General features: G+C 68.5%; 13 protein-coding genes. 2 read left to right on the top strand and 11 right to left on the bottom strand.

All coding sequences use genetic code 11. The features are described from left to right. The first annotated feature begins 470 nt into the window (after positions 1-470). A complete protein-coding gene (locus Pph01_RS34145) occupies positions 471-1,121 on the top strand; it encodes a phosphate-starvation-inducible PsiE family protein (RefSeq protein WP_204077337.1) in 651 nt (216 codons plus the stop codon). 58 nt (positions 1,122-1,179) lie between these two features. Here Pph01_RS34145 and Pph01_RS34140 read toward each other — a convergent pair whose 3' ends face one another. The 11 genes from Pph01_RS34140 to Pph01_RS34090 form a co-directional block, all read right to left on the bottom strand. Continuing rightward, the gene (locus Pph01_RS34140) at positions 1,180-1,656 is read right to left on the bottom strand and encodes an ester cyclase (RefSeq protein WP_204077336.1); all 477 of its coding nucleotides are present in this window, start codon (positions 1,654-1,656) and stop codon (positions 1,180-1,182) included. Between the two features lie 117 nt (positions 1,657-1,773). Further along, on the bottom strand, positions 1,774-2,925 hold the full coding sequence (locus Pph01_RS34135) for a glutathione-independent formaldehyde dehydrogenase (RefSeq protein WP_204077335.1): 1,152 nt from the start codon (positions 2,923-2,925) through the stop codon (positions 1,774-1,776). A gap of 148 nt (positions 2,926-3,073) precedes the next feature. Beyond that, on the bottom strand, positions 3,074-3,262 hold the full coding sequence (locus Pph01_RS34130) for a histone H3 family protein (protein ID WP_204077334.1): 189 nt from the start codon (positions 3,260-3,262) through the stop codon (positions 3,074-3,076). Positions 3,263-3,289: 27 nt separating this feature from the next. After that, entirely contained in the window at positions 3,290-4,960 is a 1,671-nt protein-coding gene (locus tag Pph01_RS34125) for an FAD-dependent oxidoreductase (protein WP_204077333.1), read from the bottom strand. Beyond that, the gene (gene trxA, locus Pph01_RS34120; RefSeq protein WP_204077332.1) at positions 4,944-5,387 is read right to left on the bottom strand and encodes a thioredoxin; all 444 of its coding nucleotides are present in this window, start codon (positions 5,385-5,387) and stop codon (positions 4,944-4,946) included. Before trxA ends, Pph01_RS34125 begins: the two co-directional genes overlap by 17 nt. Positions 5,388-5,389: 2 nt before the next feature. After that, positions 5,390-8,008, bottom strand: a complete 2,619-nt coding sequence (clpB, locus tag Pph01_RS34115) for an ATP-dependent chaperone ClpB (protein ID WP_204077331.1) — start codon at positions 8,006-8,008, stop codon at positions 5,390-5,392. Beyond that, positions 7,999-8,310 carry a chaperone modulator CbpM gene (locus Pph01_RS34110; protein ID WP_204077330.1) on the bottom strand — a complete coding sequence of 104 codons (312 nt, stop codon included), beginning with the start codon at positions 8,308-8,310 and terminating at the stop codon, positions 7,999-8,001. The genes clpB and Pph01_RS34110 overlap by 10 nt, the downstream gene beginning before the upstream one ends. Then, positions 8,307-9,281, bottom strand: coding sequence for a DnaJ C-terminal domain-containing protein (locus tag Pph01_RS34105; RefSeq protein ID WP_204077329.1), 975 nt, complete (start codon positions 9,279-9,281; stop codon positions 8,307-8,309). The genes Pph01_RS34110 and Pph01_RS34105 overlap by 4 nt, the downstream gene beginning before the upstream one ends. Then, positions 9,281-9,913, bottom strand: a complete 633-nt coding sequence (locus Pph01_RS34100; RefSeq protein WP_239117225.1) for a nucleotide exchange factor GrpE — start codon at positions 9,911-9,913, stop codon at positions 9,281-9,283. Before Pph01_RS34100 ends, Pph01_RS34105 begins: the two co-directional genes overlap by 1 nt. Before the next feature lies 1 nt (position 9,914). Further along, on the bottom strand, positions 9,915-11,789 hold the full coding sequence (gene dnaK, locus Pph01_RS34095; protein ID WP_204077328.1) for a molecular chaperone DnaK: 1,875 nt from the start codon (positions 11,787-11,789) through the stop codon (positions 9,915-9,917). Positions 11,790-11,910: 121 nt separating this feature from the next. Further along, entirely contained in the window at positions 11,911-12,381 is a 471-nt protein-coding gene (locus Pph01_RS34090) for a YflT domain-containing protein (RefSeq protein WP_204077327.1), read from the bottom strand. Between the two features lie 479 nt (positions 12,382-12,860). On the opposite strand from Pph01_RS34090, the gene Pph01_RS34085 reads away from it, so the two are divergent. Then, positions 12,861-13,397, top strand: a complete 537-nt coding sequence (locus tag Pph01_RS34085; RefSeq protein WP_204077326.1) for an Hsp20/alpha crystallin family protein — start codon at positions 12,861-12,863, stop codon at positions 13,395-13,397. Positions 13,398-13,596 lie beyond the last annotated feature (199 nt).

The raw sequence follows: 13,596 nt of genomic DNA, 5'->3' as shown, positions 1-13,596 counted from the left end.
CAACGGTTCGCGAGCGGCGAGTGAATGGGACATTGCGGGACGATTTATCGGTGTGGTGCGGTGAGTATGGCGCAACCTACCCGGGCAACTTCATCATCGAACTCGGTACGCCACCCCCCGTTTGAGTGGGCACGTGAGCTGAAAAGAGCACGCCTCGGCTTGATCAACACGCTCATGATCCAACGCGCCCTCGCTGCTGCCGTGCAAGGCGTTGGGCGCGAGCTGCTTCCCTTGATTTGGTTGGGGGTCAGGCCGGTGACGTCGACCGGGACGTGGATGCGGGTGACGCCGGCGGCCCGGGCCGCCCGGGTGCGGTGGTGGCCGGACGCGTCGGATGTGCGTCGACCATTAACAAGCTGTCACGTCTTGCTCGAAAGCGCGGCAAAGGGTGCGGTACGGATACGGCCCCGATGGAGGGACGGGTATCTAACCCTTCTGTCGGGGCATACCGGCGTGCTGGGGAACGGCAATTGGCGGGTCACGGCATCGAAGGCGCGACCATCCTCCACGGCATTCCGGCCGCGCGAGCGTCCAAGGAGAGCGGCGAGGCCATGGAGGGCGGGCAACTGCCCAGGGGCAGGCGGGGTTCCCAGGTGACCGAGATCATGAGGAACGGGTCGGAGCAGAAGATGCTGCGCTTCCTCGTCTGGACCGAGCGTGTGGTGCTCTATCTGGTGTCGCTCATGCTGCTCGTCGTCGCCGCGGCCGTCATCGTCTTCATGTGGATCGCAGTAGCGCAGAGCTCCGCATCGTGGACGACCAAGACGATCATCGTCATCGAAGAACTGCTTCTCGTCCTCATCATTCTGGAGATCTTCGTCACCGTTCTGGCGCATCTCGAAGGCGGGCGGCTCCAGCTGGAACCTTTCATCATCGTGGGCGTCATCGCGGTGGTCCGGCACATCCTGTCGGTGGTCGTCCGGCTCGCCGTGTCCATGACCGCGGCCGAGAGTCGCGCGCAGTGGATCGAGTTGGCCGTCTACGCAGGCGTGGCGTTCCTGCTGGTCGCCGCGCTGGCCGTCGCGCGATGGTCCCAGCGTGTGGCTGATCAGGAACCGTCCGTAGGGCGCGGTACCGACAGGCGGCCCGGAACCGGCGGCGAACCCCCATCAGCGGGGTGACAGGCGGATGCCGCGGAGCCGCCCGACAGCCACGCCAAACTGGGCGACATCGAAATCCTCAGTCGCCGGGCGAAGGCCGTGCCTCGCCCGCGGATGATGAGCGATCGTCGAAGGCCAGTTCGCCACCAAGCTGGCTGTACAGCTCCAACTGGTCGTAGTAGATCCGATGAGTGATGATCTTGTCGTTGCCGACGGAGCAGGTGCTGGTGCCGCGAACGGCGACGGGACGGCCGGTTCCATCCAGCACACCCCCGCCGGGCAGCATGAAAGGTCCGTTATGCGTGCCGGTGAGCATCCATTCGGTCACCGCGGGATCGGCGCAGAACACCGCGTGCCAGGCCGTCATGCGCAGGTCCGGAAAGCCTTTGAAGGCCTCCTCGTAGAAGGAGGCGATCTGGTCGTGTCCTTCCGCGACGCCGCTCGGGGTCACCAGGACCCCGTCCCGGCTGTGGCACTGAAGAACACGATCCAGATCGTGAGCATTGAAGGCCTCGAACAGCTTGTCCTTGAGCGCGCGAGCGTCGCCCATGGTCATCACCCCCTCGATGGGACCCTTCCGGCGATGGACGAGCCATCACGGCGGCCGGCCGTCGCCCGGGGCTGGCCGGCACGATGGCGTGCGCACTCGCGGCGGTGGTCCGGGCGCCGCCTATCAGCTGAGCTCGCCGGGATGGATGACGACCTTGGTCCAGCCGAGATCCCGCCGGTCGAAATGCTCGTAGCCGTCCGGTGCGTCGTCCAAGTCCAGTTCGTGCGAGACGACCCAGGACGGCCGGGCCTTCCCCTCGTGGATGAGCGTCATGAGCGCCCGGTTGTAGCGCTTCACGTTGCACTGGCCGTTGCCCATCGTCTGGCCCTTGAACCAGAACATCCCGTAGTCGAAGGCGATCTCGCCCTGCTTGTAGAGATCGTCCGGGCTACCGGGATCGGTGGGGATGAAGACGCCGACGACGCCGATGGTCCCGGTGAACTTGACCGATCTGACGAGGTCGTTGAGCGTCATGTTGGGGTGCTCGTGCCCCTGTGGGTCGTGTGCCTGGTAGCCCACGCACTCGCAGCCCCGGTCGGCGCCCAGGCCCTTCGTGAGCTGCATAATCTGATCGACCGGTGGCGACTGGGAGTCGTCGATCGCGATCGCGCCGATCTCCTCGGCTTTGGCGAGCCGGTCGGGGTGGCGGTCGACGACCATCACCTTGCTCGCGCTCTGGAGTACGGCGGAGTAGGCGGCCATCAGCCCGACGGGCCCCGCCCCGTAGATCACGACCGAGTCGCCCGCCTCAACCTGGGCGAGTCGGGTCGCGTGCCAGCCGGTCGGCCAGATGTCGGCGAGCATCACGTAGTCGTTCTGCTTCTCCTTCGCGTCGTCCGGGAGGACGAGGCAGTTGAAGTCGCCGTACGGCACGCGCAGGAACTCGGCCTGGCCGCCGTTGTAGGGCCCCATGTCGGCGAAGCCGTACGCCGCGCCGGCCATGCCCGGCTCGGGGTTGGTGGTGAGGCAGTAGGCCGTCAGGCCCTTTTCGCAGTTCGCGCAGAAACCGCACGAGATGTTGAACGGGATGCAGACCACGTCGCCGACTCGGACGTGGTCGACGGCCGGTCCGACCTCGACCACTTCGCCGAGGTTCTCGTGACCGAGGACGCGGCCCGTCTCGAAGTCGGTCCGGCCTTCGTACATGTGCAGGTCCGACCCGCAGATGTTGGTCGTGGTGATGCGGACCAGGACATCGGTAGGCCGGTCTATACGCGCGTCCGGGACTCTCTCGACATCGACCTGTCGAGGTCCTTCGTACACTACGGCTCTCATGACTTCCTCGCATGTGGTTGATTGCGAAGGATCGCCTTACCCGTCAACGACGGGGACGAAAGGTCGTACGTCGTACAGCAGGTCGACGGTTCATTCCCCCTTCCTTGCTCGCCGCGACCGCGCCCCCTGGGAGGACTCGGCGCCTAATTCACCGGACGTCCGGGACGGGCCGTTCAGAGCTGATCGCCGAGGCCGTCCCGACCGCCTCAGAGCAGCAGGTCGAAGACACGTATCGTGCGCTCCCACTGCTGTAGCGCCGGAGGTTGTCCTTGTCGACGTCGACACCTGCGGCGCTGCGGAAGAAACGTTCGAATCTCGACACCGCCATGAGAACCATGGAGGTCTCCTTCCTTCCGGCCCGGAGTCACTCTCCAGCCTGGAGGTAGTCGTGGATCAGCCGTACGGCCATGGCGCCTTCACCGACCGCCGAGGCCACCCGCTTGACCGATCCGCTCCGTACGTCCCCGGCCGCGAACACGCCCGCCCTGCTCGTCTCCAGCGGGAATGGCCGGCCGACGGAGTCGGGCGTGCCTTCCTTGCCGGACCGGGTGGCGTCCGCGCCCGTCAGTATGTAGCCCCGCGGGTCGAGCGCGATCTCGTCGGCCAGCCAGGCGGTGTACGGCTCCGCGCCGATGAAGATGAACATCGCGCGGGCCTCGATCGTGGAACGCTCGCCGGTGACGTTGTTCTCGGCGATGACCGCGGCGAGCATCTCTTCCCCCATCAGTTCCCGGACCTCGGTGTTCAGCATGGTCTGGATCCGGGGGTGCCGTTCGATCTCGACGGCCAGGTAGCGGGACATGTTCCTGGACAGCGTGTCCTCCCGCACGAGTAGCCGGACGCAGGCGGCGTGCCTGGCCAGGAATAGGGCGGCCTGACCGGCCGAGTTGCCTCCTCCAACGACGACGATCGGGTCCCGCTCGCACATCTGGGCTTCGAGCATGGTCGCCGCGTAGTAGACGCTCGTGGGCTCGAACTGTTCCAGGTTCTGGACGTCGAGCCTCCGGTAGCGGACGCCGGTCGCGATGATCAGGGTGCGCGCGTGGATCGTGCCGCCCTCCCGTACGGTGACGATGTGATCGCCCGCCTTCAGGTGCAGTCCGCATGCCTGCGCGGGGATGCAGAAACGCGCGCCGAACTTGCCGGCTTGGATGGCCGCCCGTTCCGCCAGTTCGCCGCCGGAGATCCCGGACGGGAAGCCGAGGTAGTTCTCGATCCGCGAGGAGGTGCCCGCCTGGCCGCCCGTCGCGACATTGTCCAGGACCATCGTCGCGAGGCCCTCTGACGCTCCGTAGACCGCCGCCGCCAGCCCCGCCGGTCCGGCCCCGATGACGAGCAGGTCGCATCGGGTCTCCTGTACCCGTGGTGCGGGGAGCCCGATCGCCCGGGCCAGCTCCGCGTTGCTCGGGTTGCGGAGCACTGTCTCGCCACGCCAGATCACGACCGGGGTCTCCTCCGGGGTGACGCCCATGCTCCGCAGGAACCGCTCTGCCTCCTGGTCCTGCTCCAGGTCGATCCACCGGTGCGGCAGCCGGTTGCGTGCCGCGAATTCCCGCAGCCGCCGGGAGTCGGCCGAGAAGCGGGAGCCGATGATGCGGAAGCCCGCCCCCAGTCCGATGAGCATCGTGCGGCGGATGAGATAGGCCCGCAGGATGAGGTCGCCGAGTGCCGGATCTCCGGCGACCAGGCGGCGGAGCGCGTCCGCCGGCACGGCGAGGACCTCGCCGTCCTCGGCCACCACGCCGGTGACGAAGCCGACCTGGCCGGTGAGCACGTTGAGCTCTCCCAGGAACCGGCCTGCCCCGTGGACGCCGATCACCTGGTCGTCCGCTCCGAATCCCTCGACTGTCGCGACCTTGCCGGCCAGGATCGCGAAGAATTCGGTGCACGGAAGGCCCTCCGCGTACAGGACCTCGTCCCGGCGGACCCGGCGCCGCTCGCCGTGCGGCGCCAGCGTCTGGAGCTGCGCGTCGCTCAGCCGCGGGTAGGCCCCCTGCGGGTCCGGCGTCTCGGAGAGCTCAGGAGGCCAGCGCATGTTCCACCCATTCGCGTAGGGCGGGAGCCGGCGCCGCTCCCGAACGCCGGGTGACGACCTTCCCCTGGTCGATCACGACGAGCGTCGGGATGGCCTGTACGGTGAAGCGTTCCGAGAGCCGGGGCGCTTCGTCCACGTTCACCTTCACCAGCTTCAGGCGACCGGCCAGATCGGCCGCGACCTGCTCCAGCGCCGGGCTGACCATGCGGCACGGCCCGCACCAGGGTGCCCAGAAGTCGACGACCACCGGGATCCGCGCCGCCTCGACGACCTCGCTGAAGTCGTCGTCCCCCGCCTCGGTGACCCAGGGAAGCGGCTGGTGGCAGTCGCCGCACTGCGGGATCCCCGAGGCGGCCCTGGGCAGCCGGTTCTTCCGGCCGCATTTCGAGCATCGGACGACGCTCGCGTACTTGGCCTGTGACCGCATGGTCAGACCTCCGGGTTCTCGTAGGTCACCGAGAGCGTGCCGCCGGTCAGTCCGACACGGATGACCGCGCCGTCGAGGATGTCGCCGGCGACCAGGGCGCGGGCGACGCGGGTCTCGACCTCGCGGGCGATGAAGCGGCGCAGCGGCCTTGCGCCGTAGACGGGGTCGAAGCCCTGTTCGGCGATGAAGCGCACGGCCTCGGGTGTGACCTCCAGCGTCATCCTGCGTTCGGCGAGCCGGATCCTGATCTCGGTGAACATCAGTGACACGATCTGCTCGATCTCCGGCTCGGTGAGCGGCTTGAACAGGACGATGTCGTCGATCCGGTTGAGGAACTCGGGCCGGAACCGCGCGCGCAGTTCGGCCATCACCATCTCGCGCACCTCGGGGTCGATCTCGCCGGACGGGGCGGCCTTCTCGCTCAGGAAGTGCGAGCCGATGTTGGACGTCATGATGATCACGGTGTTGCGGAAGTCGACCGTGCGGCCCTGGGCGTCGGTGAGCCGCCCGTCGTCGAGCACCTGCAGCAGGGTGTTGAAGACGTCCGTGTGGGCCTTCTCGATCTCGTCGAACAGCACGACCGAGTACGGCTTGCGCCGTACGGCCTCGGTGAGCTGGCCGCCCTCCTCGTAGCCGACGTATCCGGGCGGGGCGCCGATCAGCCGGCTGACCGTGTGGCGCTCCTGGTACTCGCTCATGTCGACGCGGACCATGTTGTCCTGGGTGTCGAACAGCGCTTCGGCGAGGGTCTTGGCCAGTTCGGTCTTCCCGACTCCGGTCGGGCCGAGGAAGATGAACGAGCCGATGGGCCGGCGCGGGTCCTTGATGCCGGAGCGCGCCCGGATGATCGCGTCGGCGACGGCCTGCACGGCCTCGTCCTGACCGATGACGCGCTCGTGCAGGATCTGGTCGAGGTGCAGCAGCTTGTCCCGCTCGCCCTCCCGGAGCCTGCTGACCGGGATGCCGGTCCAGCGGGACACGATGCCGGCGATCTCCTCTTCCGTCACGACCTCGCGGAGCAGGCGCCCCGCACCGTGCTTGGATTCCAGCTGCTCCTCCGCGGCCTCCAGTCTGCGTTCCAGCTCGGGCAGCCTGCCGTGCGTCAGCTCGGCGGCGCGGTTCAGGTCGTAGGTGCGCTCGGCCTGGTCGGCCTCGCGCCGGACCCCCTCGATCTCCTGGCGCAGTTGCTGCACCTTGTGCAGAGCGTGCCGTTCGGCCTCCCACTGCGCGCGCATGGCGTCGGCCTGGGCGCGCAGATCGGCGAGCTCGGCGCGCAGCGCCTCCAACCGGGCCCGGCTCGCCGGGTCGTCCTCCTTGGCGAGGGCCGCCTCCTCGATCTCCAGGCGCATCACCCGCCGGGTGAGCTCGTCCAGCTCCGCCGGCATCGAGTCGATCTCCGTACGGAGCATCGCGCACGCCTCGTCGACCAGGTCGATCGCCTTGTCGGGCAGGAAGCGGTCGCTGATGTAGCGGTGGCTGAGGACGACCGCGGCAACGATGGCGCTGTCGGTGATCTTCACGCCGTGGAACACCTCGAGGCGCTCGCGCAGGCCGCGGAGGATGGAGACGGAGTCCTCCACCGACGGCTCGTCCACGAAGACGGGCTGGAAGCGGCGCTCCAGCGCGGCGTCCTTCTCGATGCGCTTGCGGTATTCGGTGATCGTCGTCGCGCCGATCATGTGGAGTTCGCCGCGGGCCAGCATCGGCTTCAGCATGTTCCCCGCGTCCATGGCGCCCTCGGCCGCGCCCGCGCCGACGACGTTGTGGACCTCGTCGACGAACAGCAGGATCCGCCCTTCCGCCGACGTGACCTCGGTGAGCACGGCCTTGAGGCGCTCTTCGAACTCGCCGCGGTATTTCGCCCCCGCGACGAGAGCGCCCACGTCGAGGCTGAAGATCGTCTTGTCCTTCAGGCCCTCCGGCACGTCGCCTCGGGCGATGCGCTGGGCGAGGCCCTCCACGATCGCGGTCTTGCCGACTCCCGGGTCGCCGATGAGGACCGGATTGTTCTTGGTCTTGCGGGACAGGATCTGCACGACCCTGCGGATCTCGCCGTCGCGGCCGATGACCGGGTCGAGTTTGTCCGCCCTGGCGGCGGCGACCAGGTCACGGCCGTACTTCTCCAGGGCCTCGTAGGCGACCTCCGGGTTGGCCGAGGTCACCCGCTGGTTGCCGCGCACCTGCGTGAGGATCTCCAGGAAGCGCTCGCGGTTGAGACCGTGCGCCTTGAGCAGCCGCCCTGAAGCGGTGTCCGGCCCCTCGTCGAGCAGTCCGAGCAGCAGGTGCTCGACCGAGACGTACTCGTCCTTCAGCCGCCTGGCCTCCCGATCGGCCGCCTCCAGCAGGCGGGACAGCCGCTGGGTCAGGTAGACCTGGCCGGGCGCGGCGCCGGGACCGGTCACGCGGGGCCGGCGTTCCAGCTCGGCCTCCAGCTCCAGCGCCAGCTTGTCCGCGTCGGCGCCCGCAGCCGAGACCAGGCGCGGGACCAGCCCCTCCGGCTGTTCCAGCAACGCGAACAGGAGATGCTCGCCGTCGACTTCGGTGTGCCCGAAGCGGGTCGCCCTGGTCTGCGCGTCGTGCAGGGCCTCCTGTGACTTCTGGGTGAGGCGGTTCACGTCCACGGCATGCCTCCGGGAGTTCTCGCGCGGGTCCGCAGAGCCGCTTCGAGCTCCGCGATGCGGTCGAGCAGGTCCGCCACCAGACCCAGCGAGGCGTAGTTGACGGCCAGTTGCGTGTGCAGCCTCTGGAGGCGCCCGGCGGCGGCGAGCTGGGAGGGCGGGAAGCACAGGTCGCCCGCCGCGTCGCGGAAGGCGTCGATCAGGCCGAGCGCGACCAGGCGGCGCACCAGGTCCGGATGCAGGCCGGTCGCCCGTGCGAAGGACTCCAGGTTCAGGAGCGGGAGCCGTACGAGGGGATGACTCATGGCCTGGTCCTCCCTCCGGATTCGGAGCGCGGGTTGACGCTGGAGACGCCGGCCAGTTGCTCATAGAGGCGGCGCTCCTCGGCGCTCAGCGTGCGCGGGACCATGATCCGGACCTCGGCGAACAGGTCCCCGGGGTCGCCGCGGGGGTTGGGCATACCCTGCCCGCGCAGGCGCAGGCGGCGGCCGGAGGAGGAACCGGGCGGAACCTTGACCTTCGCCTCCCCGCCGGGGGTCTCGACCGCGACGGTCGCGCCCAGCGCGGCCTCCGAGGGGGTGAGGGGAAGCTGGACGTGGATGTCGCGGCCTTCGACGCGGTAGCGGGGATGATCGGTGATTCGCGCGATCAAGTACAGGTCGCCCCGCTTCGCGCCGCCGGCGCCCTCGCCGCCCTGACCCGCGAGGCGGATCCGCTGCCCGTTCCGGACGCCCGGGGGGATCGTGACCTCCAGCGTCCGGGATCCTCCGCGGCCGGGAAGGGTGATCGTGCGGCGGCCGCCGCGGTAGGCCTCCTCGACCGTCAGCGGCAGCTCGGCCTCCTGGTCGGCTCCGGGTATCGGACCCCAGCCGCGGCCCGCGCGGCCCCCGCGCCCCCCGAACATGCCGCCGAACAGCTCCTCGAAGTCGATGCCCTCGCCGGTCTCGAACCGGACCTCCTGCCCGGCCGGACCGCGCGCCCATCCGGCCCGGCCTCCCGTGCCCGCCCCGGCCCGGGCCCTGGCGTAAGCCGCCGGGTCCACTCCCTCGGGCACCTGCCGGAAGTCCCGGCCGAACGCGTCGTAGCGCTTGCGGGTCTCAGGATCGGACAGCACCTCGTAGGCCTCCGACACCTCTTTGAAGCGGTCCTCGGCCCCGGGGTCCTTGTTGACGTCGGGATGGTGAGCGCGCGCGAGCTTGCGGTAGGCCCGCTGGATTTCCTCGCGGCTTGCCGTTCGCGGCACCCCGAGGATCTCGTAGTAGTCGCGGTCCGCCATCAGTCCTCCGCCTTGGTGGACACGACGACGGACGCGGGGCGCAGCTGGTCGGGGCCGTCGCCGTAGCCGGGCCGTACGACGGCGACGACCGTGCCCGGTTCGGCCTCCGGGTCCTCCGCCGTGCTCACGGCCTCGTGCCTGGCGGGGTCGAACCGCGTTCCGAGGTCCTCCACGCGCGGGAAGCCCAGCCGGGCGAGTACGGCCACCGCCTGGTCGCGGACGGCGCGGACGCCTTCGATGACGGCGCCGGGATCGGTGTCGTCGTCCGCGTGCCGCAGCGCCAGTTCGAGGTTGTCGATGACCGGCAGCCACTCCGCGGCGACCCTGGCCCGCTCGTCGAGCCGCTGCCTGGCGATGTCTCTGGCCGTCCGCTTGCGGAGGTTGTCGAGCTCCGCGACCGCACGCAGCCATCGATCGTGCAGCTCCTCCAGCCGCGCGTCCACTTCGGTATCGGTGGCGGAACCCGTCTCACCGGTCTCGCCGGGGTCGCGGGTCTCGCGGGTTTCGCGAATCGTTCCGGGCTCGCCTGTGGGCTGCGGCTCGGGCGTCTCGTGCGGCGTCCCGGGTTCGGCCTCCATAGCCTCGGCCGCTGGAGCGCGCCCCCGATCCGGGATCTTCTCCTGCTCGGTCATGTCACTCAGGGCTGGTGAACTCGGCGTCGATGACGTCCTCGTCGGGGCCGCCGCCGGCCTCAGGGCCAGCAGGTTGGCCGGATTGTTGGGTGGTGGCGCCCAGCGCGTGGAAGACCTGCTGCAGCTCCCCCGCCAGACCACGCAGCCGGTCGACGGGCGCCTCCTCCTTGACGGCCTGACGGGCGTCGGCGATCAGCTGTTCCGCCCGGGCCTTCTCATGCACCGCAACCGCATCCCCAAGCTCGGACAGACGCCGCTCCACCTGGTAGGCGGCCGAATCCAGCTCGTTGCGGGCGTCGATCGCCTCACGAAGCCGCGCGTCATCGGCCCGATGCTGCTCGGCGTCGGCGATCATCCGGTCGATCTCGCTGCTGTCCAGGTTGGAGCTCTCGCTGATCGTGATGCGCTGCTCGGCCCCCGTGTCCTTGTCCTTGGCCGTCACGTTGAGGATGCCGTTCGCGTCGATGTCGTAGGTGACCTCGATCTGAGGCACCCCGCGGGGTGCGGGCCGGATGTTCTCCAGGCGGAACCGGCCGAGCACCCGGTTGTCGGCGGCGCGTTCCCGCTCGCCCTGCAGGACGACCACGTCGACGGCCGACTGGTCGTCCTCGGCGGTGCTGAAGGTCTCGGTACGGCGGGCCGGGATCGTGGTGTTCCGATCGATGATCTTCGTCATGAGACCGCCGAGCGTCTCGACCCCGAGCGACAGCGGGGTGACGTCGAGCAACACGACATCCTTGACCTCGCCCCTGATGATGGCCGCCTGAACTGCCGCGCCGAGCGCCACGACCTCGTCGGGGTTGACCGTCATGTTGGGGTCTCGTCCCGTCATACGGCGCACGGTCTGCTGCACCGCGGGCATGCGGGTGGACCCGCCGACCAGGATCACCTCGTCGAGATCGGCCGAGGTCAGCTTCGCGTCGGCCATGGCCTGCTCGACCGGCCCCTTGACCCGCTCGAGCAGATCGGCGGTGATCTGTTCGAACGTGGACCGCATCAGCGTGGTGTTCAGGTGCTTTGGCCCGTTCGCGTCCGCCGTGATGAACGGGAGGCTGATCTGCGTCTGGGTGACCGCCGACAGTTCCACCTTGGCCTTCTCCGCCGCCTCGAAGAGCCGTTGCAGTGCCTGGGGGTCGACGCGGAGGTCGATGCCCTCCTGGCGCTGGAACTCGTCGGCCAGGTGGTCGACGATCCGGCGGTCGAAGTCGTCGCCGCCCAGGTGGGTGTCACCGGCGGTGGACCGCACCTCGACCACGCCCTCGCCGATGTCGAGGATGCTGACGTCGAAGGTCCCGCCTCCCAGGTCGAAGACGAGGACGGTCTCGCTGCCCTTCTTGTCCAGGCCGTACGCCAGGGAGGCCGCCGTCGGCTCGTTGATGATGCGGAGGACCTCCAGGCCGGCGATCTTCCCGGCGTCCTTGGTGGCCTGGCGCTGGGCGTCGTTGAAGTAGGCGGGCACGGTGATGACGGCCTCGGTGACCTTCTCGCCCAGGAACTTCGCCGCGTCGGCGACGAGCTTCCTCAGCACGAACGCCGAGATCTCCTCCGGTGCGTACTGCTTGTCCTTGACCTTGAACCGCACGGCCCCGTCGGGACCCGCCACGACGTCGAACGAGACCGCCTTGATCTCGTCGTGGACCTCCTCGAACCGGCGGCCCATGAACCGCTTGGCCGAATAGATCGTGCCCTTCGGGTTCAGGATCGCCTGACGGCGGGCCATCTGGCCGACCAGGACCTCACCCTGATCGGTGAAGGCCACCACCGACGGCGTGGTCCGAGATCCCTCGGCGTTCGGGATGACCGTCGGATGACCATCCTCAGTCGTCGCGATCACAGAGTTCGTCGTGCCCAGGTCGATGCCCACGGCCTTCGCCATCTGCCCATCCCTTCATGTATCCCGAGCGTCCTTCCGGACCCACAGCGCAGTCTGATTCCGCGATATCGCCCGGAATGCCGCCGAACGCTCCGAGTCCGGACCCGCATCCGTCCGCGTCGGCCTATTTGAAGGTTCCCGTGGCCACATGGGCGGTGTTGAGCACCCTCCGGGCCTCATCGGCGAACTCGGGGTCGACCAGGATGTCGTAACTGTCGGCCACGACCGTGGGCAGCGAGGCGAACGCCCGGCGCTGCAGTGCGTAGCTGATCGCGCCCGCGATCAGGCCGAAGATCAGGCCGAGCACGATCGCGGAGGCCATTGCCCACCCCTGCCAGGGGCTGACGATCAGGAACACCAGCCCGATCAGCAAACCGATCCAGACACCGGTGCCCGCTCCGGTGACCAGCGCGCGGCCGAGAGTCCAGCGGCCCAGTACCTTCTCCTCCCACCGCAGGGACGTCCCCACGATGGAGACATGTTCGACGGGAAAGCGATGCCGAGCGAGCGTGTCCACCGCATGCTGGGCCGCATCGTAGGTGCTGTAGGTCCCCAGCACCGTCTTGTGCGACTGACGTAAGTCTCGGGTTCTCATGGATCAACCTCCCTCGGGTTGGTTGTTCCGACCACCGAGAAGCCTGGGTCACCGCTGCACCAGCCAGACCAAAGACCGGCGCCCCGGTTTTCGAACCTCTACAGGTCCAGCCAAAGGGTGTGAACGCGACCCCCGAAACCACCGGATATCCATTTTTGGATCAAACAACAAAGACGGTCGGCGATCGGGCGCCCGCACATGGTCGCGGGCAGTTCACGAAATGGACCTTCGGCTTCGGTCCGCGAGTCCGTAGGCATGGGCGCGCCTCAGCCGGGAAAGCGCACAGGTGCAGCGTTCTCCAAATGCACATTTAGGGCATTTCGTCACGGAGTGGCGGGATTGTTCCAGGGGTATCTGTCACCGCAGGCGTAGCCCAGTGCGCCAGCCGGCATGCAGGCGTGCCGGCCGGCCTGCGGGCGCGGCTCCTCGCGAGAGGAGGACGCCTTCAGCCAGTCGCTCGGGGACGACAGGGAGATGTCATGACACTGCCAATGAGACGTGGCCGGGCACACCAAATGCACGGCGTCGAGCCGTCCGCGATGCTGCGGCGAGATCCGTTCGCGGACGTTCACGAACTCCTCAGCCGGATCGGGTGGCTGATCCCGCCGTCGGGCGAGACCGAGATGGATCGCCCATGGGTGCCGGTCGCCGAAATCGACGAGTCCGATGACGCGTACATGATCAAGCTTGAACTCCCCGGCGTCGCACCCGAGGAGATCGAACTCGGAATCACGGACCGCGAACTGTGCATCAACGGTGAGATCCGCGAAGAGGAAGAAGGCTCAACCGCACTGCGGGTCCGGATGGGGCGGTTCCACTATCACACCTCGCTTCCCTCCGACGTGGACGAGAAGAACGTGCAGGCGTCCATGGAGGAGGGGGTGCTAACCGTACGGGTCCCCAAAGCGGCGCAGGGCCGGACCCGCCGCGTCGAGGTCACAGAGGCGCGGTCCAAGGGCCAACGCCGTTCTCGTCAGGGAACGGGCGCCTCGAACTCGTCCGACGAAAGACGCTGACCAGCCCGACCGAGGCAGAATCCTCGCAAGCGTCAGCGGCGTTGTTGCGGCGACGGTTGGATCCGGGTTCCAGGCCGTGGGCCGCTCAGCTTGCTTGATGAGCGGCCCACCCCCTTACCGGGAGTTTGCTCCTCATCCATCCCCCTGCACGGGGTCGCTCATTGTAACGATAAGTATCGGATAGGGCGCGTTGCGTAGT

The organism is Planotetraspora phitsanulokensis, assembly GCF_016863295.1.
Classification (GTDB): domain Bacteria; phylum Actinomycetota; class Actinomycetes; order Streptosporangiales; family Streptosporangiaceae; genus Planotetraspora; species Planotetraspora phitsanulokensis.
The sequence above is the reverse complement of the archived record's forward strand: the minus strand, read 5'-3'. Positions and strand labels throughout refer to the sequence as shown.

What these genes read in the sequence shown, in the direction of transcription:
- Pph01_RS34140 (WP_204077336.1), bottom strand. Translation starts at nt 1,656, where the DNA reads ATGACCATGGGCGACGCTCGCGCGCTCAAGGACAAGCTGTTCGAGGCC.
- Pph01_RS34135 (WP_204077335.1), bottom strand. Translation starts at nt 2,925, where the DNA reads ATGAGAGCCGTAGTGTACGAAGGACCTCGACAGGTCGATGTCGAGAGA.
- Pph01_RS34130 (WP_204077334.1), bottom strand. Translation starts at nt 3,262, where the DNA reads ATGGTTCTCATGGCGGTGTCGAGATTCGAACGTTTCTTCCGCAGCGCC.
- Pph01_RS34125 (WP_204077333.1), bottom strand. Translation starts at nt 4,960, where the DNA reads ATGCGCTGGCCTCCTGAGCTCTCCGAGACGCCGGACCCGCAGGGGGCC.
- trxA (WP_204077332.1), bottom strand. Translation starts at nt 5,387, where the DNA reads ATGCGGTCACAGGCCAAGTACGCGAGCGTCGTCCGATGCTCGAAATGC.
- Pph01_RS34110 (WP_204077330.1), bottom strand. Translation starts at nt 8,310, where the DNA reads ATGAGTCATCCCCTCGTACGGCTCCCGCTCCTGAACCTGGAGTCCTTC.
- Pph01_RS34105 (WP_204077329.1), bottom strand. Translation starts at nt 9,281, where the DNA reads ATGGCGGACCGCGACTACTACGAGATCCTCGGGGTGCCGCGAACGGCA.
- Pph01_RS34100 (WP_239117225.1), bottom strand. Translation starts at nt 9,913, where the DNA reads ATGACCGAGCAGGAGAAGATCCCGGATCGGGGGCGCGCTCCAGCGGCC.
- dnaK (WP_204077328.1), bottom strand. Translation starts at nt 11,789, where the DNA reads ATGGCGAAGGCCGTGGGCATCGACCTGGGCACGACGAACTCTGTGATC.
- Pph01_RS34090 (WP_204077327.1), bottom strand. Translation starts at nt 12,381, where the DNA reads ATGAGAACCCGAGACTTACGTCAGTCGCACAAGACGGTGCTGGGGACC.
- Pph01_RS34085 (WP_204077326.1), top strand. Translation starts at nt 12,861, where the DNA reads ATGACACTGCCAATGAGACGTGGCCGGGCACACCAAATGCACGGCGTC.